18 protein-coding genes are annotated in these 22335 nt (G+C 66.0%); 9 read left to right on the top strand and 9 right to left on the bottom strand.

Features of this window, described 5'->3' with window-relative positions; all coding sequences use genetic code 11:
• Positions 1-101 precede the first annotated feature (101 nt).
• The 3 genes from NZK81_RS04290 to NZK81_RS04280 are packed head-to-tail and all read left to right on the top strand — an operon-like array spanning position 102 to position 4972.
• Entirely contained in the window at positions 102-2165 is a 2064-nt protein-coding gene (locus tag NZK81_RS04290; protein WP_260044226.1) for a TonB-dependent receptor, read from the top strand.
• Between the two features lie 27 nt (positions 2166-2192).
• The gene (locus NZK81_RS04285) at positions 2193-2711 is read left to right on the top strand and encodes a cytochrome b (protein WP_260044224.1); all 519 of its coding nucleotides are present in this window, start codon (positions 2193-2195) and stop codon (positions 2709-2711) included.
• Positions 2708-4972 carry a TonB-dependent receptor gene (locus NZK81_RS04280; protein ID WP_260044222.1) on the top strand — a complete coding sequence of 755 codons (2265 nt, stop codon included), beginning with the start codon at positions 2708-2710 and terminating at the stop codon, positions 4970-4972. Before NZK81_RS04285 ends, NZK81_RS04280 begins: the two co-directional genes overlap by 4 nt.
• Here the strand turns inward: NZK81_RS04280 and NZK81_RS04275 are convergent.
• Together NZK81_RS04275 and NZK81_RS04270 are read right to left on the bottom strand one after the other, a co-directional pair.
• On the bottom strand, positions 4969-5922 hold the full coding sequence (locus NZK81_RS04275) for a quinoprotein relay system zinc metallohydrolase 1 (RefSeq protein ID WP_260044220.1): 954 nt from the start codon (positions 5920-5922) through the stop codon (positions 4969-4971). The genes NZK81_RS04280 and NZK81_RS04275 overlap by 4 nt on opposite strands.
• Positions 5919-6713, bottom strand: coding sequence for a quinoprotein dehydrogenase-associated SoxYZ-like carrier (locus NZK81_RS04270; protein ID WP_260044698.1), 795 nt, complete (start codon positions 6711-6713; stop codon positions 5919-5921). Before NZK81_RS04270 ends, NZK81_RS04275 begins: the two co-directional genes overlap by 4 nt.
• Positions 6714-6782: 69 nt before the next feature.
• Here NZK81_RS04270 and NZK81_RS04265 point away from each other — a divergent pair, with 69 nt between their 5' ends.
• Entirely contained in the window at positions 6783-7391 is a 609-nt protein-coding gene (locus NZK81_RS04265; protein ID WP_260044218.1) for a rhodanese-like domain-containing protein, read from the top strand.
• A gap of 78 nt (positions 7392-7469) precedes the next feature.
• Here NZK81_RS04265 and NZK81_RS04260 read toward each other — a convergent pair whose 3' ends face one another.
• Entirely contained in the window at positions 7470-8057 is a 588-nt protein-coding gene (locus NZK81_RS04260; protein ID WP_260044217.1) for a c-type cytochrome, read from the bottom strand.
• A 191-nt stretch (positions 8058-8248) separates the two neighbouring features.
• On the opposite strand from NZK81_RS04260, the gene NZK81_RS04255 reads away from it, so the two are divergent.
• Both NZK81_RS04255 and NZK81_RS04250 read left to right on the top strand, forming a co-directional pair.
• Positions 8249-9556: a DUF3422 domain-containing protein gene (locus NZK81_RS04255; protein ID WP_260044216.1), complete on the top strand. Its 1308-nt coding sequence runs from the start codon at positions 8249-8251 to the stop codon at positions 9554-9556.
• Between the two features lie 175 nt (positions 9557-9731).
• Positions 9732-12710, top strand: coding sequence for a cation-translocating P-type ATPase (locus tag NZK81_RS04250; RefSeq protein WP_260044214.1), 2979 nt, complete (start codon positions 9732-9734; stop codon positions 12708-12710).
• Here the strand turns inward: NZK81_RS04250 and NZK81_RS04245 are convergent.
• Both NZK81_RS04245 and NZK81_RS04240 read right to left on the bottom strand, forming a co-directional pair.
• Positions 12607-13092 carry a hypothetical protein gene (locus tag NZK81_RS04245; RefSeq protein ID WP_260044212.1) on the bottom strand — a complete coding sequence of 162 codons (486 nt, stop codon included), beginning with the start codon at positions 13090-13092 and terminating at the stop codon, positions 12607-12609. The genes NZK81_RS04250 and NZK81_RS04245 overlap by 104 nt on opposite strands.
• Entirely contained in the window at positions 13089-13268 is a 180-nt protein-coding gene (locus NZK81_RS04240) for a hypothetical protein (protein WP_419181649.1), read from the bottom strand. Before NZK81_RS04240 ends, NZK81_RS04245 begins: the two co-directional genes overlap by 4 nt.
• A gap of 433 nt (positions 13269-13701) precedes the next feature.
• Here NZK81_RS04240 and NZK81_RS04235 point away from each other — a divergent pair, with 433 nt between their 5' ends.
• The gene (locus NZK81_RS04235; RefSeq protein WP_260044208.1) at positions 13702-14535 is read left to right on the top strand and encodes a HoxN/HupN/NixA family nickel/cobalt transporter; all 834 of its coding nucleotides are present in this window, start codon (positions 13702-13704) and stop codon (positions 14533-14535) included.
• Positions 14536-14720: 185 nt separating this feature from the next.
• Here NZK81_RS04235 and NZK81_RS04230 read toward each other — a convergent pair whose 3' ends face one another.
• The 4 genes from NZK81_RS04230 to NZK81_RS04215 are packed head-to-tail and all read right to left on the bottom strand — an operon-like array spanning position 14721 to position 21082.
• Complete coding sequence (locus NZK81_RS04230; protein ID WP_260044206.1) at positions 14721-15848, bottom strand: ABC transporter permease; 1128 nt, start codon at positions 15846-15848, stop codon at positions 14721-14723.
• A 1-nt stretch (position 15849) separates the two neighbouring features.
• Positions 15850-18594: a ribosome-associated ATPase/putative transporter RbbA gene (gene rbbA / locus NZK81_RS04225; protein WP_260044204.1), complete on the bottom strand. Its 2745-nt coding sequence runs from the start codon at positions 18592-18594 to the stop codon at positions 15850-15852.
• The gene (locus tag NZK81_RS04220; protein ID WP_260044202.1) at positions 18591-19679 is read right to left on the bottom strand and encodes an HlyD family secretion protein; all 1089 of its coding nucleotides are present in this window, start codon (positions 19677-19679) and stop codon (positions 18591-18593) included. The genes rbbA and NZK81_RS04220 overlap by 4 nt, the downstream gene beginning before the upstream one ends.
• Entirely contained in the window at positions 19676-21082 is a 1407-nt protein-coding gene (locus tag NZK81_RS04215) for an efflux transporter outer membrane subunit (RefSeq protein WP_260044200.1), read from the bottom strand. Before NZK81_RS04215 ends, NZK81_RS04220 begins: the two co-directional genes overlap by 4 nt.
• A gap of 421 nt (positions 21083-21503) precedes the next feature.
• On the opposite strand from NZK81_RS04215, the gene NZK81_RS04210 reads away from it, so the two are divergent.
• Entirely contained in the window at positions 21504-21803 is a 300-nt protein-coding gene (locus tag NZK81_RS04210; RefSeq protein WP_260044198.1) for a hypothetical protein, read from the top strand.
• On the top strand, positions 21800-22330 hold the full coding sequence (locus NZK81_RS04205) for a nuclear transport factor 2 family protein (protein ID WP_260044196.1): 531 nt from the start codon (positions 21800-21802) through the stop codon (positions 22328-22330). Before NZK81_RS04210 ends, NZK81_RS04205 begins: the two co-directional genes overlap by 4 nt.
• Positions 22331-22335: the final 5 nt, after the last annotated feature.

Raw genomic sequence — 22335 nt, 5'->3', positions numbered from 1 at the left:
GCCTGCCCCCTGCGGCATACCGCCCAGGGGGCAGGCCCCGGGACATCCCACTAACACCATAGGTCGCAGATATGGTCGATATGATCTTCAGGACGAGGCCGATGGCCTCCGGGGCCGTTGCCGGCTCTCTGGCGCTGGCACTGCTCATGCCCGTTGCCGCCCGCGCAGACGACGGGGAGGGCGGGAGCAGCGCAAACCTTCCCGCATCCGGCATCCTTGGCACTGCCGCGCTCGGCGCCGAGATTCTCGTGACTGGTGCAGGGCTGGAGGAAACGCCGGGCACGCTCGCCTATTCCACCCGCGAAATCCCGCGCGAGGCCATCGTCTCGGCTCCGTCGGGCAGGATCGAGGATGTGCTGTCCTCGGTGGCGGGCTTCCAGCAGTTCCGGCGTTCGGACAGTCGCTCGTCCAACCCCTCGGCACAGGGCGTGACGCTGCGGGCAATGGGGGGCAACGCGTCGAGCCGGGCGCTGGTCCTGCTGGACGGGGTGCCGATGGCGGATCCCTTCTTTGGCTACATTCCGCTGCCGGCGCTCGCACCGGAACGGCTGGGCACGGTCCGGGTCACGCGTGGCGGCGGCTCGGGGCCGTTCGGCGCCGGCGCGCTTTCGGGGACCATCGAGCTGGAAAGCGCGCGCCCCGACCAGTTCGACCTCGTCGATGCAAGCCTGCTTGCCAACCAGCGGGGGGAGAGCGAGGCGAGTGCCAGCATCGCGCCGCAACTCGGCAGCGGCTTTCTGGTCGCGAGCGGCCGCTGGGATCGCGGCAAGGGTTTCTGGACCACGCCGGAGGACAAGCGCGTACCGGCGACGGCGCGTGCCCGGTTCAATTCATGGTCGGCCGGTCTGCGCGGGGTCGCCCCCCTGACCGATACCATCGAACTGCAGGCGCGGGGCCTTGTGTTCGAGGACCATCGCACCTTGCGCTTCGAAGGCGCGGACAGTTCCACGGAGGGGCAGGATGCGAGCCTGCGCCTCGTTGGCCGGGGCAAGTGGTCATTCGATGCGCTGGCTTATGTCCAGGCGCGCAACTTCACCAATATCGTGGTCAGTTCCACTCGCTTCGTGCCGGTGCTCGACCAGTACGATACGCCCGCGACCGGGATCGGCGGCAAGTTCGAGCTGCGCCCGCCGATCGGTAAGGCGCATACGTTCCGTGTCGGCGCCGACTGGCGGCGTACCTCGGGCACGATGATGGAAAATGCGATCAGCGCCTTTTCCGGCCAGATTACCGCACGCCGCCGCGCCGGCGGCCGCAATACCGATCTTGGCCTCTTCATCGAGGATGACTGGACGCTTGGCCCCATCGTGCTGACCGGAGGCTTGCGGGCGGACCGCACGCGTATTTCCGGCGGCTACTATGCTTCCCGAAATCCGGATGGCTCGCTTGACAGCGAGACCCGCTACCCGACCCGTTCCGACTGGACGGTGACCTATCGTGCCGGCGCGCTGTTCAGGGCCGGCAACGGGATCGCGCTGCGTGCGGCGGCCTATAGCGGCATTCGCCTGCCGACGCTCAACGAACTCTACCGGCCGTTTACCGTCTTTCCGGTCGTGACCGAGGCCAATGCCGATCTGCGGAGCGAGAAACTCGAAGGCTACGAGGCCGGTATCGACGTCATGCTGCTCGAAGGCGTGAAACTGTCGGTCACGGCATTCGACAACCGCATCCGGAACGCTATCGCCAATGTCACGATCGGCACCAATCTGCGGCAGCGGCGCAACCTTCCGGCGATCGATGCGAAGGGCGTCGAGATCGGCATGCAGGCCGCACGCGGTCCGTTGCGTTTCGATGCCTCGCTGGCCTGGAGCGATACCGAAGTGCGCGGGAAGGGGGACTCTGCCGATCTCGACGGGATGCGTCCGGCCCAGACGCCGAAATTCTCGGCCAGCGCGACGCTTGCCGTGGTTCCTGTCGAAGGCTGGCGGCTGGCCGCGACACTGCGCCATGTGGGCAAGCAGTACGAGGACGATCTCCAGACCGACGTTCTGCCCGCCGCGACCACGCTCGATGCCTTCGTCGAGGTGCCGCTGGGACGCGGTGCCTCGATCGTCCTGCGCGGTGAAAACCTGTTTGACGAGAACATCATAACCCGTAATTCTGGTGGCTCGATCGACCTGGGGGTGCCGCGCACGCTCTGGGCCGGGTTACGCTGGGGGCTGTGATGACGGCCCCATTGGAGGGGATGTCGGATGACGGTCGAGAAATACCACAGCAGTGCCCGTTTGCTTCACTGGCTCATTGCCATACTCGCCATTCTCAACATTGCGCTGGGGCTGTTGCACGATCCGCTGGAGAAAGTCGTCCAGCTGATCCCCTTGCACAAGTCGATCGGGCTGTCGGTGCTGGTGCTCACGCTGGTGCGTATCGCCCTGCGCATGATCTGGAAGAAACCGCCTTTGCCGGGTTCGGTTACGCCGCTCGAACGGGCGGTGGCATGGGGCACGCATATGCTGCTCTACGTCCTGCTGCTGGCCCTGCCGCTGACGGGATGGGTCTTCTCCTCGGCGGGCAAGTATCCGCTGAGCTTCTTCGGCCTGTTCGATTGGCCCAAGCTGCCGATCAGCAAGGATGGTCCCTTCGCAGGTCCCGCGCACGAGGCGCACGAGGTGCTGGGCTTCGTGATGCTGGCGCTGGTCGTACTCCACGTGGCGGCGGCGCTGCGCCATCACTTCGTGCTCAAGGACGATATTCTGCGCAGAATGTTGTGAGACGCGCGGCGCAGCTTGCTGTCTGCGTCGCCGCGCTCGTTTCCGCCAATGCCGTGCTGGCCGACGATGGCCCGGAAATCCTGGTTCTTGCGCCCGGGGGCGCGATCGACGTGGACGAGGCGCGCGTGCTCGACGCCCGCGCGCTCGATGCGGCGGCGCGCCCCGATCTGGCGCGCGCGCTCGAACGCGAGGTGCCGGGCCTGACGCTCGCGGAAACGACAGGCAATTCCTGGCAGGCGGCGATCGGCTGGCGGGGCTTTTCGGCCTCCGCGCTGCAGGGCGCCGAGCAGGGGCTGGCGGTCTATCTCGATGGCGTGCGGTTCAATCAGCCCTTCGGGGATACCGTTCTGCTGGACCTCGTGCCCGAGACTGCGCTGGCGCGTGCGCAACTGATGGAGGCAAGCCCTGTCCATGGCCGCAACGCGCTGGCCGGATCGCTGTTGCTGCAGACCCGCGACGGTTTGTCGCTTTCCGGGCTGCGGGGAGAGGCCGATGTAGACACGGTGGGCAGCACGGGCGGTTCGGTCTCGCTGGGGCTGGGCGATGAAGGGGCCAATGCCCTCGTCGTGGCGGAAGTGCGCGACGACAAGGGCTGGCGGGAGGCGAGCCCGTCACGGCTCTATCGCCTCTTCGCCAAGGGCCTCTATGCCCGGGAGGGATGGGGAGTCGACCTCTCGACCATCCTTGCCGATACCCGGCTCACCGGCAATGGTGTCGCTCCGGTGGACCTGCTGGCGGCCGACTACGACGCCGTGTTCACGCGGCCCGATACGACGCGTGCGCGCTTTGCCCGGTTCATCGTCGCGCCCCATGTCGACATCGGCGCGACCGGGCGGATCGAGTTGCGGGCCCATTACCAACGCCTCACGCGTCGCAGCGCCAATGGCGATCTGGCCGATTTCGGTCCTTGTGATGCCGATCCCGGCTTCCTGTGCCTCGGCGAGGACGATGCCGGTTTCGATGAGGCATTGCTGGCATCGGGACGGCGGGTCGCTGCCGATCCGGCCATTGACGACTATGCCGTGTTCAACCGCGGCGCGGAGAGGACGCGCAGCGGCGGCGCCACGCTGCAATGGCTCGACGAGACCCGGACCGACAAGGGGCTGCGCCGGCTGGCGCTGGGTGTCGCATGGGAACGGGCGCGTACCCGTTTTCGCGCGACCAGCGAACTGGGCGAACTCGGAGGGGGCCGCGCGGTCGAAGGCCTCGGCGTTGTCCTGACTTCGCAAGACGGCGGCATCACGCCGATCGATGTCGTCAGCCGGATGTCCGATCTCGCCGTGTTCGCCAGCGCCGAACTGCCGGTTACAAAAGCGCTGTCCGTCGAGGCAGGGGGGCGCTGGGCGCGCAATCGTGTGCGGCTCGACGACCAACTTGGCGTGGCGCTCGACGGGACGCACGGCTTCAGCAAGATCAACCCTTCACTGGAGTTCGACTATGCCCTTGGCAGGGACGTGCAGGCTACCGCGGGCTTCGCATTGACCAGCCGCATCCCGACCCCGGCCGAGCTTTCCTGCGCCGATCCCGAGGCGCCTTGCACGCTTGCCAACTTCTTTGTCGCGGACCCGCCGCTCAAGGCGGTAACGGCGCAGAACTGGCACGCCGGAATGCAGGGCGAGAGCGGCGGGATCGCATGGCGGCTGTCGGCATGGCGCAGTGATACGCGCAATGACATCCGCATGGTCGCCTCGCAGGTCCGGGGACGGGCCTACTTCGCCAATCTGGGGCGCAGTCGCCGGCAGGGCGTGGAAGCCTCGCTCGACTGGCGCAGCGATCCGTGGCGCGTGTCTGTCCACTATGCCTTCACCGACGCCCGTTTTCGGCGAGCTTTCGTGATTTCCAGCCCCGCCAACCCACAGGCCGACGGGAATGGCCTGGTGCAGGTCGCGCGCGGAGACCGGCTGCCCGGCGTGCCCCGCCATGCGCTGGACGTTTTCGCCGGTCGCTCGTCGGACCGCTGGGAACTGGGCGTGGCGATGCGCGTGCGTTCCCCGCAGGTGCTGCTGGGGGACGAGGGGAACGACAATGCTGCCGTGCCCGGCTATGCGGTGTTCGACGTTCTCGGCCGCGTACCTCTGGCGCCGGGAATCGAGCTTTCCGGCGAATTGCGCAACGTTTTCGACAAGCGCTACGCTACTGCCGGCACTTTCGCGGAGATCGATGACGTCCACCTCGTGGAAGCGCCCGACGCCGGGAACCCGCGCGCCTATGCTCCGGGCGTGCCGCGTCGGTTCACCGTGTCGTTGCGCGCGCGCTTCTAGGGCCGGATTTCCTGAAGGCGGGGCAGCAGCTCTTCTTCCAGCCCAGGGTAGAAATGCGACACGCTGCGCTGCCATTCATAGCGGGCCGCCTTGAGCCGGGCGAAGCGTCCGGGAATGGCAATGTCGCCCGCTTCCGCCATGGACAGGCCCCCGGCGACGGCCTTGCGCAGGGTGGCGTCGATCCAGTCGAGCCAGTCGCGCGTCTGGGTGATGGCGGTGTGGTCGGTATCGAGCGGACCATGTCCGGGCAGCAGCAGCTTGTGCGGTGTCGCTTCAAGCACGTCGAGCGCGGCGCGCCACGAAGGCAGGTCGGCATGCGGCGTCGAGGGCGCGCGGTCGTGAAAGACGAGGTCTCCCGCAATCAGCGTGCCGGTGCGCCGGTCGAGCAGGGCAAGGTCGCCGCCGCTGTGGCCGGACAGCGCGAACATCCGGAAGTCGCGGCCGCCGAAGGTGGCATCGCCCGCGGCAACGTCTCCCAGTGGCAGCACGAGGTTCGTGCCCTTCATCCAGTCGGCCAGCAGGTCGTACATCGCGTCGGAAAGGCCTTCGCCGTCGCGCTCCAGTTCCTTGCGGGTCGCGGGCAGGGCGTGGACGATCCAGGGATCGAAGGCCGCCGCGCCGAAGGCGTGATCGGGATGCAGGTGGCTGACATAGACCCGGGCGACCGGAATGCCCGTAACCTGCAGGGCCAGCGCCGCGAGCGCCTGGCCATGGGTGAGCGATACGCCGGGATCGAACAGGACCGTGCCGGCTTCGGTTGCGATCAGCGCGCTGTTGGCGATCGCCCCGCCATTGCCGAATTCTATCGGCGCATCGGCGCCGCGCACCATCCACAGACCGTCCGCGATCGGTTCCGCGCGCGGCTCGTAGCGCCCCGCGAACTGCTCGGCACGAGCGGCGACGGGCAGCGCCAGCGCGGCCCCCAACATGGCGCGGCGCGTCAGCATCATGGGTGGAGAGACGCCATGACCGGGCGCGTTGCCGGGGCGAGCGAGCCCGAGAATTCGAGCCCGCCGGTATCGCGCGCGCTGACGGAGAACGCGGTCCTGGCGGGATCGTCCACGATGACCGTGAAGGCCGGGTCCTCCGCCACCGAGCCGAAGACGTGCATGCGGGCGAGGGGCGTGCCGTCGGCGCGGCTCACGGTAACGTTGTCGATGTTGTAGGCCGGGATATTCTCGACCAGCCCGGTATCCATGGGGTGGCGGAAGCTGATGCGCAGGCGCGTCTCGCTTCCTTCGTGCCAGCCGCTCCCGCGTATTTCACCCAGATGTTCGGCCCAGTCGCCCCTGACGCGGCTTACCGGCGGGGCCGAGCATCCGCCTCCCGATGCGTCTATCCACTTGCCCGCGAGGTGCCAGGAGCCGTCCTCCAGCTGTACGGCGGCGCGCACCGGGGTTGCCTGGTCGAGCTTGATGCGGGTGGCGATGAAAGGCTCGGCGGCAAGCGGGCGATAGTCGAGCGCGACCGGGATGGGATTGAGGTCGGCGAACAGGACGATGCGCCTCGCGCCGGGAAGGGCGCGGGCATCGATGGCGACGGGAAAGGCATGCTGGTTTTCGGCGATGATCGGCATCTCGATCTTCACGCGCTCGTCGAAGCTCACGGGCATGCCGGCGAAGAGGCGCTCCGCGTGATACTGCCACATCGGCGAGTCCAGCGGATCGGCGGGCAGCGCCTGCGCTGACGCGCTGGCAGGCAGGGCTGCGATGGCAGCCAGGAAGATCGTCGGGCGCATCATACCAAGGAACAATGTAGATGCCCGCGTGGTGCGCTCATATTGTACCTAGGTACGATGATGGAGAAGGGCATGGTGATGGGCAGGCAGGCGGCAGGCTTCCTCGGGCTTGTGTTCGCGCTTGCCGGCGGGGTAGCGGATGCGGGAGGAATGCTGCCCGCACCTGTCGCGGCGAGGGCGCAGGTACAGGCGAGCGAATTCGACATCGAGGGCTATCGCGCGACCCGCTTCCGTGCGCCCGTTACGCGGCCACCGGCCCCGGCGGCGCGGATTGCCCTGGCCGATGCCCTGCAACTCGATCCCGGGCGAGATGCGCTGTTCATCGATGTCCTGCCGGTAGAAAGCGGTGTGCGGGACCCGGGGAGCGGTGCCTGGCGCATCAGCAGCGAACACTGGACCATTCCCGGCGCCCGGTGGCATCCCGAGATCGGCCGCTCGCCGCCCGATCCGGTGCTCTGGCAGGGCCTGCGCAAGGCGATCGCGGCCGCGCGCGAGGCGCGTCCGGACATGCCGGTGGTACTGTTCTGCCGTGCCGATTGCTGGATGGGCTGGAATGCCGCGCGGCGCCTCGCGCGCGAGGGCGTGCCGCACGTCCTCTGGCTGGCCGAGGGCATCGAGGGCTGGCACGAGGCGGGACGCACGCTCATCCGTGCCGACCCCGAGGTCATTGCAGCGCCGTGAGTTCCGGGCCGTGGCGGGCAGAAAAAGACCCGTCGGCCGTGCGGCAGCCGACGGGTAGCTCGGTGATGGCCTCAAGGACTATTGTTGCTGCTTGAGGTACTCGATGATGGCCTTGCGCTTCTCCTCGTTCTTCAGGCCGGGGAAGCTCATGCGATTGCCGGGTACCAGTGCGCGGGGGTTCTCGATCCATTTGTCGAGCGTTTCCTCGTCGAGCGTCAGCCCGGCATTCTTAAGTGCATCGGAGAAGTTGTAGCTGCCCTGTGCGGCCTTGTGGCCATAGACGCCGAAGAGGTTCGGGCCGATCTTGTCGGGGGCACCCTTTTCGGCGCTGTGGCACACCGCGCAACGCGCGAAGGCGGGCGGTGGACCCGCCGCGGCGACCTTGACCGGCTCGGGCGCGGGAGCCGCGGCGGCTGCGGGTTCGGCCTTTGCGGTCGGCGTGGCGGAAGGCTTGGGGGTTGGCGTTGGGGTCGGCGTCGGTTCCGGCGTGTTTTCCGCTGCGGGAGCTTGTGTCTCCGGCGCGGCGGGCTCGCTCTCCATGGCGTCAGGAGCGGCTTCGGTCGCAGTCTCGGTGGCGGGGGCGGACGGCTCGGGTGTGGTGTCGTTGCCGCCCGAACAGCCGGCGAGCGCCAGTGCCGCCAGGCTTGCGGCAAGATGAAAACGCATGTGATCGTCTCCCAGGATCGATTATCGCCGGGACCATCGCACGGCGGTGTTTGCCGCTGCTATTGCACTTTGGTCCATGCAGGACCGCGGACCGCAGTCTTTCCCTCATACTTTCTGGCATGTTGTTGCAGGGCCCTTTATGAGCAAGGGATCTGCTGCACGGTCGTTCGGCACCGTGAGGGGAACGTCGGATGCTGAATGAGCATGAGCAGCGCCGCACGGTCGTCGGCGAGATGCATTTGCGCCGCTGGCCTCTGGTGCATGCGCCCGCTGCGATCATCCAGTTCGTGCGCGTGCTCGCGCCCGGGGAACGCGAGGCGGAGCGTGCTGCCATGGCGGCGCTTCCGCAAGGCGCGCAACTGGAGAGCGGTGACAATCCCCGCCACCTTGAAGGATGTTTCGCGCCAGGGCTGGCCTTCACCTGGGAACGCCACAGCGAAGCGAGCACGACCTCGCTGTTCATGGACAACGGCGATGTTTCGGTCCTGTTCGGGCCTCGGGGCGATGCAGGGCTGCAAACGGCGCTCGAATGGGCCTGCGCATTGCCCGGCAAGGTCATCCGCGCGACCCGCCTGCTGCTGGTCGCCGACGAGACGGAAGCAGCCGGGCTTCTGCCGGACATGGGGTTCGCGGAAGAGGAACTGGTGTCCTGCTACATCAATTCGGGCGGGCAGGGTGATGCCGCGGCGCGGATCTGGTCCGATTTCCGCCTGCGGGCAGATGGTTTCGGCGTCATGCTGGTCGCGGCGAACGGCATGTCGAGCGGCGATCTCACGCGCACGCTGCAACGGCTGCAGGAGCTTGGCAACTATCGCAACCTGGCCCTGCTCGGCCTGCCCGTCGCGCGCGATGGGTGGAAGGTGCTCGATCATGTCGAGGCCGCGCTCGGCGCGATGAACCAGGCCGTCGTCCGCCCCGAAGTGACCGATGACGAACTGCTTGAGGAAGTCTCGCGCCTGTCGATGGAACTGGTCTCGCAGGCAACCGCCTCGGATTACCGGATGAGCGCGACCGAGGCCTATGCCACGATCGTCGAGGAGCGGCTGGCGGACCTGCACATCCGGCCCTGTCCCGGCTTTCTCTCGCTCGCCGACTTCACGCAGCGCCGTTTCCTGCCGGCGATACGGACCTGCGCGGCCCATCGCCGCCGCGCCGACCAGCTGGCCCAGCGCACGGCGCAGTTCGTGTCGCTCTTTCGTACGCGCATCGAGACCCGGATCGAGAACCAGAACGGCCGCCTGCTCGCCTCGATGGAGCGAAGCGCCTCGCGCCAGCTGCGCCTGCAGCAATTGGTAGAGGGGCTGTCGGTGGTGGCGGTGAGCTATTATGCGCTGGGCCTTCTCGCCAAAGTGCTGGAGGGCATCGAAAGCCTTGTGCCGGGTATGGACGTTCATGCCGTCACCGCGCTCATGGTGCCGGTGGTCGTCGTGACCGTATGGTTCGGCCTCCATCACATGAAAGGGCGGATACTCGGGCCCATGCGGGATGGCCCTTCCTGATCCTGCAAGAACTGACGCCCGTTCCCTCCCTATCCGGCTGCCGCCCCATCGGTGTTCCGACAATGCCGGTGCTGCGTGAGCGATTTGTAGCGCTTTGGGCGAGATCGCGTCTTTCAAGTGTAGCCTGAGCAAGGCATATCTCTTGGTCAACTGCCTGACTCATTACCGAGAATCGATGACTGTCGTCGTCCATCATCATGTTCCGGGACGCACGCGGCTCAGGCTCGACCCCTGGCCCAAGGCCGCATCGCTCGACGCTATCCACGACATGCTGTCGCGGCTTGGCAGCATGGTCGTGTCGGCGAATCCGCTGTCGGGCAGCATGCTCGTCCGGCACCCCGTGTCGCTGTCGGCCCGCGAACTTCACGGTCATGTCGAAAACCAGGCGAAAGTGGCGCCGGGTAAACCCGGGGCCGACGTGTCCACGCTTCGTGCGCCAGACGGCAGCCCGCGGCGCGAACTGGACCAGATGGCGGTCATGGACACGGTCGGGATCCTGCGCGAGTTTGGCAGCGCTCCGGAAGGGCTGGAAAGCGACGAGGCAAAGCGCCGGCTTTCGGTTCACGGATACAATGCCACGCCCGCTCCTGCCGGGCGCTCGCCGGCCGAAATGGCGATCGAACAGTTCACCACCTTTCCGGTCGCGTTGCTTTTCGGTTCGGCCATCCTGTCGGTCGCGACGGGCGGGGTGATCGATGCCGCCGTCACGCTGGGGGTCGTGGTGGCGAACGCGGTCATTGGCTTTTCTTCCGAAAGTGCCACCGAGAGCCTGATTCGGCGCCTCTCGCGTCCCGTCGAACGCGACGGCAGCGTCATGCGCGACGGGGTGTGCGTGACCGTGCCGGCGCGCGAGATCGTGCCCGGCGACGTCATTGTCCTCGCGCCGGGTGACTTCGTGCCGGCCGATGCGCGCTTGCTGGAAGCGCATGACCTGTCGGCCGATGAATCGGGGCTGACCGGCGAGAGCCTGCCGGCGCAGAAGTGGGCCGAGCCGCTGGACCGGCCGCCTGCTTCCGTTGCCGAACGATCTAACATCCTGCACGGCGGAACGATCGTTACCGGCGGCAATGGCCGTGCCCTCGTGATCGGTACGGGCAGCGAGACCGAGATGGCCCGCACGCGCGCCATGATCGGTCTGGCCCGCCCTCCAAGACCGGAAATCGAGGACCAGCTCGCCTGGCTCGGCAAGCGTCTTTCACTGGGGTGCCTGGGCGCATCCGGGCTTGTCTTCACCATCGGGCTGATGCGCGGCGAACCCTTGTTGGGGATCACCAAGAGCGCCATCGCCCTGGCCGTCGCCGCTATCCCCGAAGGGCTGCCCGCCGTGGCGACCTCCACTCTCGCGCTGGGCGCGAGGGCGATGGAGAAGGAACAGACCTACGTGCGCGCGCTTCCCGCCATCGAGGCGCTGGGCACGATTGATACCATCTGCCTCGACAAGACCGGTACGCTTACGGAAAACCGGATGCGTGTCGTCGGCGCGCATGTCGACGGCCGGATACTCGACCTCTCGCCCGGCAACGAGTGGCCCCGCGCGGACATCGAAATGCTGCGGCCGCTGGCGAAGGTGGTGTCGCTTTGCAACGAAGCGAGCCTAGCGGACAGCACGGGGTCCGCAACGGAAATGGCACTGCTGCATTTCGCTCGGCTGGTCGGCGTGGACCCCGAGGAATTGCAGGTGCGCTCCCCGATCCTGACCGTCCGCAGCCGCAATGAAAAGCAGCGCTGGATGGCGACCGAGCACAACGACGGCGAGGACCTGCTCGTCGCGATGAAGGGGGCGCCCGACGAGCTTCTGGCGCTGGCCACGCACGAGCTGTCCGATGGGATTGCCGTTCCGCTCTCGACGGAGCGGCGCGGGCAGATTTTGCAGGCCAACGAGGAGCTTGCGGCCAAGGGGCTGCGCATCCTGGGCGTGGCCCGGCGCGATGGTGATCTGGGAACGCCCGCACCGGACGACCTCGTCTGGCTGGGGCTCGTCGCCCTTGCCGATCCCATCCGCGCCGAAGCGCGCGAGGCGATCGAGACATTCCACAGGGCCGGCATTCGCACGATCATGCTGACCGGAGACCAGCCGGTTACCGCGCTGGCTGTCGCCGAAACGCTTGCCCTGTCGCGCACCGGCATCATCCCCGTGGTGGAAACCAGTCGTTTCGTCGGGCTCGACGATCGCGAGGTGGGCGAACTGGCGCTGAAGACATCGGTGTTCGCCAGGGTCAGCCCCGGCGACAAGCTTCGCATCGTGAAGGGGCTTCAGGCGGTCGGGAAACGCGTGGCGATGATCGGCGACGGCATCAACGACGGGCCGGCGCTACGTGCGGCCTCCGTCGGCGTGGCCATGGGAGTCGGCGGGACCGATGTCGCGCGGGAAGTGGCGGACATCGTGATTGCCGATGACGATCTGCGGGCGCTTGCACGGGCCATCGCCCGGGGCCGGGCCACCGATGACAACATCAGGACGGCAATCCGCTATTTCCTGTCGACCAACTTGTCCGAAGTGCTCGTCATGCTCGGAGAATCGCTGCACGGTCAAGGCGAGCTGGAAACCCCGATGGAGCTGTTCTGGCTCAATCTGGTCACCGATATCCTGCCGGGGCTGGGCCTGGCCCTTGCAGAGCCGCGCGGAGACGTGATGACCCGGCCGGCGCGTGCCGCCGAGGCGCCGCTGTTTACTGGGGACGAGATCGGGACGATGGTGAAGGATGGCAGTGGCATCGCAGTGGCAGCTCTGGCCGCGCACTTCATCGGGCAGATGCGGAGCGGGCCGGGGCCCACGGTGCGCGGCACGACTTTCCTGACGCTCGCGCTGGCGCAGTTCGCGCAAGCCTGGGTGCTGCGGGACCGTTCGGCCAACGCCGGAGAAGCGCTGATCGAATCCGAACACCGGCTCGAAGGAACGCTGGCCGTTGCCGGTGGCCTGCTGGCCGCGCCTTTCGTGTTCCCGTCCCTGCGCAGCCTGCTGGGAATAGCCTTGCCCACTGGCGGGCATCTGGCGCTGTCGGGGACGCTTGCGGGCGCCTATTTCCTGTTCGCGGAAAGCCGGCGGATCGTCAGCCGAGGAAGCGTCGGAGCGGACGGGCCATCACGAGCGTCGCGGCCTGGCCGAACAGTGTCAGTGCCGGACCTGCGACCTGTCCGCGCGCGAGCTGGATGAGGCCGGCACCGACGAGCGCGGAAAAACCGGCGCTCCAGATGTCTATCCGCCCGTTCGTGACGCGCTGGAGGACTGCGTCCGCCGTGGACAGGCGAGACAGCGTCTGCTCGATCGGATCGGCCGGCCCGGCGGGATGTTCCTTGACCTCGATATGAAGACCGGCCCGGGCCAGTGCCCTCGACACATCCTCGTAGGCGCCGCGATGGCGGACGATGAGGCTGCCGCTGCGGGGCCTGATCTCGACCTCTTCCACGTTCCTGGCCGCGGACAACGTCCCGGCCAGAGTCTCAAGCGCGTCCCGCGAAGGCAAGGGGTGCTCCAGCGCAACCCGGATCCGCCCGGACATGCGATGGCGCAGTTCCGCCTTGATCGGTGCGGTCATTGTCCGTCGCCGCTCGCGCCGCCTTCGGCGCGAATGACATCTTCACCGGTCTGCGCGGCTTCGGCCGCCGCTTCCGCCATTTCGTGCGAGACCTCGGCGATCAGGTCTTCGACCTCTTCGGTCATCTGGGCCACGGCGCGCTGGGCGACGATGTAGCCTTCGATACCGGCGCGCATGGCCCTTTTCGCTGCGGGACGGAGCGATCGCCAATACGACGGGCCTGCAAGCGCCGCCCCGGCACCAACCGCCAACCCCACGAAAAAACCACGCATCCATTGTTCCTCTGCAGAAGATGGGAATCACCTTAGCGGTTCTCGGCGCCGACCGCGACCGGGATATTCACGAATGGCATCCCATCGTGTCGTCGGTGTCGGTGGGCAATCGGCAACTCATGCTTACGTCGAATGGCCCATGGCTTTACAGCCGGCGGATTGTATGAATTTGTTCGAGAGAGAGAGAGCATACAAGGTCCGCCTGCATGCAGCGACGAAGGCACCAGTCACGGGTATCGGCCGTTCGTGCCCCTGGCCCGGAAGTATGGCTTCCCCGGGGCGATTTTGCGCAGCGCCGGGGTGCCGGGCAAGTGTGCTTGCCGGCGCGATACCAGCTGTGATCGACCTTGGACTTCTCACGCTTCCGGCCCTGAGCTTTACGGCCTTCCTTCTGGGTGCAAGGCACGGGCTGGATGCGGACCACTTGTCCGTGGTGGACGCGGTCGCGCGCCGCGACGCGCTGGAACGGCCGTGGTCGGCCCGCCTTGCCGGTTTCTCGTTTTCGCTGGGGCATGTTCTGGTGGTTGCCGCCGTCGCCTTGCTGGCCTGTTTCCATCTGGACCAGACGGATATGCCGCCGGCCTGGCTCGAAACCGTGGGTGTCGCCATTTCGGCGACGATGCTTACCGTGCTCGGCGGCATCAATCTTGCTCTGGCCTGCCGGCGAGGCGTGCCGGAGACGCTGGGGATTCAGGGATGGCGCAGCGCGTGGGTTCGCCCCGCCGAGCGTCATTCACTGATCGTCCTGACCGGGGCGCTCTTCGCCTTGTCCTTCGACACGATGGCGATAGCGCTTGGCCTTGGGGTGGCGGGCAAGGTCATGGGAGACTGGCGCTACGTGCCGATCGTATGCACTGCTTTCGGGAGCGGCATGATGCTGGTCGGCACGGCCAACGGCGCGTTCACGGTGCACCTCCTGCGGTCGGCCCGGAAACGTGTCGCCGGAATGACGAACGCGATGACGCTGGTGATCGGCCTTATCAATCTGGGCCTTGGCCTGCTGGCCTTCGCCGCGCTGCTGCTGCCGCGTCTGGATCAATGGCGGGAGGAGTATGCCCTTGCAACGAGCGCCGCGGTGGTCCTGCTGTGTGTGGTCATGTTCATCGGCATTTACGCATTCAGCCGCGTTCGACCGGCAGGCGAGGACAGGTCACCGGCTTCGTGGGGATAGGTGGGCCAGGCCGTGATGGGCATGCTGCAGGTCTGCCAGTCGCTGGGGAAGCGAGCGCACGCGCCGGCCGACGACATAGGACAGGTTCGCCACGCAATGATCGCTCTGGCTGTTTTCCTGCCTGCTGGGTACGCGCGCGTCAAATGGCAAGCCGAAGTCGTGCGTTCGCAGTCCGGAAGCCGTTCCTATGTCATCGCGCTGATCGTCGAGCGGAACCGGGCCAGCGCGATCGCGAAGAATACTGCCCCGATCACTGTCACGGCGAGGAATTGCGGCCAGACCACGCCAAAGCCCGCGCCCCGAAACAGGATGGCCTGACCCATCTCGACAAAGTGCGTGGTTGGCGCAAGGAGCATCACGTCCTGGACGAGTTGCGGCATCGATTCCCTTGGCGAATTGCCGCCGGACAGCATCTGCAAAGGCATGAGGACCAGCACGATCAGCATGCCGAACTGGGGCATGGTCCGCGCGAGGGTTGCAAGGAAAATGCCCAGCGAGGTGGTGGCGAACAGGACCAGGGCGGCCCCCGTGAAAAAGAGCGGCAGCGAACCCGCCACCGGCACCTGCATCAGACCCTGTACGATCAGGAGGAGCGAAAGCATTGAGGCAAGCAGCACGACGAAGGCCATCGACCAGACCTTGGACAGCATGATCTCCAGGGGCGTCACCGGCATGACCAGCAGATGCTCGACGGTCCCGTGTTCGCGCTCGCGGATCAGCGCCGCGCCTGTCAGGATGATGGAAAGCATGGTGATCTGGTCGATGATCCGTGCCAGCGCGCCGAACCAGGACTTGTCGAGCGAGGGATTGAAGCGTGCGCGCAAGGCGATATCCACCCGTGGCGGGTCGCCGGACCGGTAGCGATTGAGATGTTCGCTTACCTCGGCGCTGACGATCTGCTGGATATAGCTGCTTCCCGTGAATGCCTGCCCCATGCGCGTGGCGTCGGTGCTGAGCTGGATTTCCGCCGAATGTCCTGCGAGCACGTCGCGCTGAAAGCCGTAGGGGATATGCAGGACGAAGGTGAATTTGCCGGCATCCATGCCGGGATCGACCTCGGCGGGCGCTATCATTTTCGGCGTTAAGAACTGCGGCGGGTAGAATGCCGATATGATCCGTTGCGAGAGCGGGGATTCATCCTCGTCGACAATGGCGATCGACGCGTTCTGCAGGGTTTCGGGCAACGCGTTCGCCGAGGTATATACCGAGAACGTGAAGGCGAAGATGATCAGACCCAGCATGATCGGATCACGCCGCAGGCTCCACAACTCCTTCACGCCAAGCCGATAGATGTTTTCGAGTGTGCGGCGCATATCAGGCCTCCTGCTTCTTCAGCAGCAAGATGGCGATGCCGACGATTGTCGGAGCCGAAAGCGCTAGGGGCAGGAACGAAGACCGGAGGTCGGACAGCCCGAGCGCCTTGGCGAAGATGCCTCGGCTGATCGTGAACATGTGGCTGGCCGGATAGATCTCGCCGATGATGCGCCCCATGCCTTCCATCGAGGACACCGGATCGAACATGCCGCCGAAGATCGTTGCCGGGATCATCGTTCCTATCATCGCCAGGAACAGCGCGGCGATCTGGCTGCGGGTAACCGCGGAGGCAAGCAGGCCCATTCCGGTGGCCGAGACGCTGTAGATGAAGGCGGCCAGAAACAAGGCCGGGAAGCTGCCCTTGACGGGAACATCGAAGATGAAGATCGACATGAGCACCATCAGCAGGAAGTTGACGAGTGCCAGCGCGACGTAGGGCGCCTGCTTGCCCAGCATGAACTCGCTGCGCGTGACGGGTGTCACGTAGAGATTGATGATCGAGCCGATCTCCTTCTCGCGTACCACCGCGAGCGCGGTGAGCATGGCGGGAAGCATTAGCAGCAGCAGCGGTATGACGATCGGCACCATGGCCGGAAGGCTCTGTACGTCGGGATTATAGCGATACCGGTTCTCGATCGAGAAGCTGCCGAGCGTTGCCCCGGTGCGCTGGCGTGCCTGCTCCGCCAGCCAGTGCTGGTGCATTCCCTGGATATAGCCCTTGACGGTTTCGGCACGTTGCGGGTTCGCGCCATCGAACCATGCACCTATCGTCACCTCGTGCCCCGCGGTCAGGTCACGGCCGAAGCCGGGCGGGATTTCGATGGCCAGGGCCAGTTCGCCATCGACCATGCGCCGGTCGAGATCGTCGTAGTCCCTTATCGGCGCTTTCTCGACGAAATAGCCCGAGCCCGCTATGTCGAGCGCATAGTTCTCGCTCAGCGCGCTGTGGTCCCTGTCGAGCACGGCATAGCTCAGTTCGTTGACGTCCATCGTGATGCCGAAGCCGATCACGATCATGAGAATCAGCGAACCGGCAAGCGCAAGCGTGGCGCGCACCGGATCGCGCTGAAGTTCGAGCGTCTCGCGCCAGGCGTAGGTCAGGCAGCGCTGCAGGCTGAAGGGGCTCCGGGTTGCCGCAGCAGCGGGCTCGGATGGCGCCGCGGCGAGATCGGCTGCAGTGTCATGTTTCTCCGGTTCCTCGCCCTCTGCCTCCAGCAGGTATCCGATGAAGGCGTCCTCGAGATTGTCGGCACCACGCTTTTCGATGAGCCGGGCAGGGGTGTCGCTGTCGAGCACCTTGCCGGCATGCATCATTGACATGCGGTCGCAGCGTAGCGCCTCGTTCATGAAATGGGTCGAGATGAAGATCGTGACCTTGTCGCGGCGGGACAGTTCGACCAGCAATCGCCAGAACCCGTCGCGCGCTACCGGGTCGACGCCCGACGTCGGTTCGTCGAGGATGAGCAGTTCGGGCTTGTGGACCATCGCGACGGCCAGGCTCAGCCTTTGGCGAATGCCCAGCGGCACGCTTGCCGGCAAAGCGTCCAGCACGGGGCCAAGTTCGAACTGCTCGACCATTTCGGCCACGCGGGCGGCTATCGCATCGGCGGGAACGTGGAACAGCCTGGCGTGCAGATCGAGGTTCTGTCGCACGGTCAGTTCGCCGTAGAGCGAAAAGGCCTGGCTCATGTAGCCGACCCGCCGACGGGTCGAGATGTCGTGCGAATCGACCTCGTTGCCGAAGAGCCAGGCTTCGCCCTCGCTCGCCGAAAGCAGGCCGGTGAGCATCTTCATAGTCGTCGACTTGCCGCAGCCGTTCGAGCCCAGGAAGCCGAAGATCTCGCCGCGATGGATGCTGAAACTGACGTGGTCGACGGCGGTGAAGTCGCCGAAACGCATGGTGAGGTCGCGGGCCTCGATGGCGATGTCTGTACCGTCCGCCTGCAGCGGTGGGATGGTCACCGGCTCGTACCCTTGCGTCTTCTCCTCCGGCAAGAGCGCGATGAACGCCTCTTCGAGCGCGTGCGTGCCGGTGCGATCGAGGATTTCCTGCGGCGTGCCGGTGTCGAGGATGCGGCCATCGTCCATGGCTACCAACCAGTCGAAACCCTGTGCCTCGTCCATGTAGGCCGTGGCGACGACGACGCTCATGGCTTTCTGCGTCTCGCGGATATCGGAAATGAGATCCCAGAACTGCGCCCGTGCGAGAGGGTCCACGCCGGTCGTTGGCTCGTCGAGGATGAGCAGGTCGGGATCGTGGATCAGGGCGCAGCACAGCCCGAGCTTCTGCTTCATGCCGCCGGACAGCTTGCCGGCAGGGCGCGTCAGGAACGGATCGAGCCCGGTGGCGCAGGTCAGCCGGTCGATGCGCCGGCGACGTTCGTCGGCATCGTGGCCGAACAGCCGGGCGAAGAACTGGAGGTTCTCCTCGACGGAAAGCGTCGGGGAGAGGTTCTTGCCGAGGCCTTGCGGCATGTAGGCGATGCGCGGGCAGACATTCAGCCGGTGGCTGCGTTCGCGCATGTCGCCGCCCAGGACGTGGACTTCGCCTTCCTGCAGGGCGCGCGCGCCGGACATGAGCGAGAGCAATGTCGATTTTCCGACGCCGTCCGGCCCGATCAGGCCGACCATGCTGCCTGCCGGGATTTCCAGATCGATACCGCGCAGGGCCTCTGTCTTGGCGTACCTGACCCTTACGCCTTCGAGGCGTGCAACCGGATCGCGGCTCGGCGCGTCATGGCTCACGGCGCGGTCTGTGCTTGCCCGGATGGAAACGGCTTGACCTGCAGCCACTGCGGCCATTCAACCGACGGATCGAGCCGGACATAGGCCATCCCCGGCAGGCCGGTCTTCACGAGGTCGAGCCGGCGGCGCAGGAGTTCCGGGGCAATCCGTGCCTTCACGCGGAACATCATCTTCTCGCGCTCGCTTTGCGTTTCGACCGTCTTGGGCGTGAACTGCGCCACATCCGCGACAAAGCTGATGCTGGCAGGGATCGGATAGTCGGGAAGGGCGTCGAGGACGATGCGGGCCTCGCTGCCCATCCGCAATTTCCCGGCTTCGCCGGCGGGGAGGAAGAAACTCATCGTCACATCGGTAAGGTCGATCAGGCTGACCACGCGTCCGCCGGCGCTGACGACCTCTCCGGGCTGGGCAATGCGATACTGCACGCGGCCATCGCGTGGAGAACGCAGCGCGGCATCGTTGATGTCGGCCTCGATGCGCTGCAGCGTGGCGCGCACCGCAGCCACGCGCGACTGGGCACCGATGACCTGGTTGCGGGCGTTGGTGATGGCGACCCGGGCCGAAGCGACTTGGGCGCGGGCGGCCTCGGCCGCGGCCGAGGCGCCTTCCGTCTGGGCCGCGTAGTCATCGCGTTCCTGCACCGATGTGGCGCCTTCGCTGGCCAGCGTTTCAGATCGGCCGAGGCGCTTGCGAGATGCGTTGAGCTCGGCGAGGCGCTGGCGCACGACGGCTTCGGAAGCGGCCTTTTCGGCCTCGCGCTGGGCTACCTGGCCTTGGGCAACCACCACTGCGTTCTGTGCTTCGGCTAGCTGTGCTTCCACTTCGGCCTTTTGCGCGTTGAGCACGTCGACATCCATCCTGGCGACGATCTGGCCCGCTTTGACCGTGTCGCCCTGATCGACGAGAATTTCGTCGATGCGGCCTGGCGACTTCGATGCGACATCGACTTCGATCGCCTCCAACCGTCCGTTGCTGCCGACGATTCCCGTGGGAAGGCCGGAGGGCTTGAGCACGGTCCAGAGCAGAAAGCCGCCGGCAAGCACCGCTGCGGCAATCAGCCCTCGCACCACCCAGGTTCGGTTCATTTGTCGCTGCCCCCGTTGCTTGGTGTCGCGGTGGTTTCAAACGGTCGGCTGGCCGGAAAGCCGCCTCCGAGCGCGGAATAGAGCGCCACCAGGCTCGAAAGTTCGGCACGCTGGAGTTGCACCAGTGTCTGTTCGGCATCGAACAGGTCCCGTTGAGCATCGAGGACTTCGAGGTAGGCCGAGCGGCCGTTGTCGAAGCGCAGCCGTGCCAGCCGTGCGCGCTCGCGTTGCGCCTCGAGCAGGCTGCGTGTCGTCGCGATCTGCTTCTTCAACTGGGTGTGCTGCACGAGTGCGTCGGACACGTCGCGGAAGGCGGACTGGATCGTCTTCTCGTAGGTGGCGACCGCCTGTTCCTGGCGCGCCTTGGCGACGTCGAGATTGCCCTTCAGCCGCCCCGCGTTGAAGATCGGCAGCGCTACCGTGGGAGTGAAGCTCCAGATCCTGGAGCCGTCGCGGAACAGGCCGTCGAGCTCCGTGCTTGACGTGCCGTAGGCGCCGGTCAGGCTGATGTTGGGAAAGAAGGCGGCCCGGGCCGCGCCGATGTCGGCATTGGCTGCGCGCAACTGGTATTCGGCGGCCATGATATCGGGGCGGTGGACGAGGAGATCGGAAGGCAGGCCCGGCGGGAGCGAGAAATCGGGCAATTCCTCGGTCAGGCCATGGGGCTCTCGGGCGAGTTCAACTTGCTTGCCGACCAGCAGCGCGAGCGCGTTGCGATTGATCGCCCGGTCACGCTCGAGCGACTGGAGCGTGGTCTGGGCCTGTGCCAGCAGGACCTGTGCCTGCGCCATGTCCAGCTTCGATCCGGAGCCGACCTCGAAGCGCCTGCGCATGATCCGCAGGCTCTCCTCGCGCGTTGTGATCGACCGGCGCGCGAGCGCCGAGCGTTCCGCGTATTCGAGTTCGAGCAGGTATCCCAGCGCAACCTGGCTGACTACTTCGGTTGCCACCGCGCGGCGGGCTTCCTCGCTGGCGAGGTACCGGTCTCGGGCCGCCTCGCGCATGTTGCGCAGCCGCCCCCAGAAGTCGATTTCCCAGCTAGCGCTCAGTTGTGCCGTCACCTGCTTGGCGTCGACATACATGGACGTGCCGGTGGCCAGTATCCGCCCGCGCGTTCCCGTGCCCACCGCGTCGAGCTGGGGGTAGAGCGCGGATCCCTCGATTCGCCACGCACTTCTCGCTTCCGCAACCCGCGCGGCCGCCAGCCGGATGTCGCGATTGTTGGCCAGGGCATTGGATATCAGGTCGCGAAGATGTTCGTGATGAAAGAAGACGCGCCAGTCGAGCGCGGCGATCGTTTGTCCTTCGGTTTCGTTCGGGGAATAGCGTTCCGGCACGGGGAGAGGGGGCTGCACATAGTCGGGAGCCATGGTGCAGGCGTTCAATGCCAGCAGCGTGGCCACAGGCGCTGCGGAAGCGGGAAAGCGTCGGGATCGGAGAGTTGCGGAAACCGCACGGCAGACAAGGGAGAGCAAGACTGCCGACCTCAGTGAACGCATTGGGCAATGCCAACCATGGCGCGATTATGGCAGCACGAGCCGAAAATGGGAACTCTCAATCAGCGTTTTTCGGCTCTTCGAACGGTGTCGGTATTCGTTGGAGGCTGAGGGGAAAATTGGTAATATTACTGACTTTTCAATTTTCTATCTGAGTGCACGACACGCCTCTCGAAACTTCAGGTGGGGCGGATCGGGGTGATCGACACGGAAACTGCGCTCATCAGCGGATGGCTGGTCAAGGCATCGCAGTTGTGGTCGATGGAAATCAGGCGCGACGGTACGTCCAGCAACGCGCCGGCCGATCGCCCCTTTATGCAGGATAGCCATGGCAGACGGTGTGGCGCTGACCGATTATGGCGGCGCTCTTGAGCCGGATGTCAAACGGTTCGTATCCTTACTTTGTGCCGACAGTTTCTTTCGGCGGATAGCTTGCCGCTGGAGCAACGCGGGGCTCCGCAAACTTGCACCGACAGGCAACGGCGCCACCAATCGCTTCACCGCGGGCGGATGCCCGATTACCAACGGAGCGGGCGGAGAAGAAACCATACGCCCACGACAGGGCCTGCGCGGTTTTCAGACTGCCGGTGCCGTGATCGCGATATGGGGAAAGGACGCAAGGGCATGACCACAAGCACCAGCAAGATCGCCGCCGAACTGGCCGACCGGGAGGCGATTCGCGAATGCCTCGCTCGCTATGCGCGGGGCGTCGACCGGCTCGATGCCGACATGGTGCGCAGCGCCTACTGGCCTGACTGCACCGACGAGCATCTCAGCTTCCGGGGCAATGCAGAAGAGTTCATCGACTGGTCCTTCACCGCGATGGGCACCATGGACCAGACCATGCACCTTGTGTGCAACGTGCTGATGGCGATCAACGGCGAGAGCGCGGACGTGGAATCCTATTTCTACGGCATTCACCGCATAAACAATGCCGAGGGCGGCAAGCAGGATGTCATCGGGGCCGGCCGCTATGTCGATCGCTTCGAGAAGCGCGACGATGAATGGCGCATCAAGGATCGGCTCGTCGTGACCGACTGGTTCCGCGAATACCCGGATTCGGCCGACTGGTCGAAGGGCATGCTGGGCATCATGATCGAGCCGGGGCGCCGCCATCCCGACGATGAAAGCTACAGGCGCATCACGCTCGATTGAGCAGG

Source organism: Novosphingobium mangrovisedimenti (assembly GCF_025153475.1).
In the GTDB taxonomy this organism is placed as follows: domain Bacteria; phylum Pseudomonadota; class Alphaproteobacteria; order Sphingomonadales; family Sphingomonadaceae; genus Novosphingobium; species Novosphingobium mangrovi_A.
Note: the sequence above shows the minus strand (reverse complement) of the source record. Positions and strands in the feature narration are given on the sequence as shown.

Coding starts and splice junctions, on each gene's coding strand:
- NZK81_RS04290 (WP_260044226.1), top strand. CDS start 102: ATGGCCTCCGGGGCCGTTGCCGGCTCTCTGGCGCTGGCACTGCTCATG.
- NZK81_RS04285 (WP_260044224.1), top strand. CDS start 2,193: ATGACGGTCGAGAAATACCACAGCAGTGCCCGTTTGCTTCACTGGCTC.
- NZK81_RS04275 (WP_260044220.1), bottom strand. CDS start 5,922: ATGATGCTGACGCGCCGCGCCATGTTGGGGGCCGCGCTGGCGCTGCCC.
- NZK81_RS04270 (WP_260044698.1), bottom strand. CDS start 6,713: ATGATGCGCCCGACGATCTTCCTGGCTGCCATCGCAGCCCTGCCTGCC.
- NZK81_RS04265 (WP_260044218.1), top strand. CDS start 6,783: ATGGTGATGGGCAGGCAGGCGGCAGGCTTCCTCGGGCTTGTGTTCGCG.
- NZK81_RS04260 (WP_260044217.1), bottom strand. CDS start 8,057: ATGCGTTTTCATCTTGCCGCAAGCCTGGCGGCACTGGCGCTCGCCGGC.
- NZK81_RS04255 (WP_260044216.1), top strand. CDS start 8,249: ATGCTGAATGAGCATGAGCAGCGCCGCACGGTCGTCGGCGAGATGCAT.
- NZK81_RS04250 (WP_260044214.1), top strand. CDS start 9,732: ATGACTGTCGTCGTCCATCATCATGTTCCGGGACGCACGCGGCTCAGG.
- NZK81_RS04245 (WP_260044212.1), bottom strand. CDS start 13,092: ATGACCGCACCGATCAAGGCGGAACTGCGCCATCGCATGTCCGGGCGG.
- NZK81_RS04240 (WP_419181649.1), bottom strand. CDS start 13,268: ATGCGCGCCGGTATCGAAGGCTACATCGTCGCCCAGCGCGCCGTGGCC.
- NZK81_RS04230 (WP_260044206.1), bottom strand. CDS start 15,848: ATGCGCCGCACACTCGAAAACATCTATCGGCTTGGCGTGAAGGAGTTG.
- NZK81_RS04220 (WP_260044202.1), bottom strand. CDS start 19,679: ATGAACCGAACCTGGGTGGTGCGAGGGCTGATTGCCGCAGCGGTGCTT.
- NZK81_RS04210 (WP_260044198.1), top strand. CDS start 21,504: ATGGCAGACGGTGTGGCGCTGACCGATTATGGCGGCGCTCTTGAGCCG.
- NZK81_RS04205 (WP_260044196.1), top strand. CDS start 21,800: ATGACCACAAGCACCAGCAAGATCGCCGCCGAACTGGCCGACCGGGAG.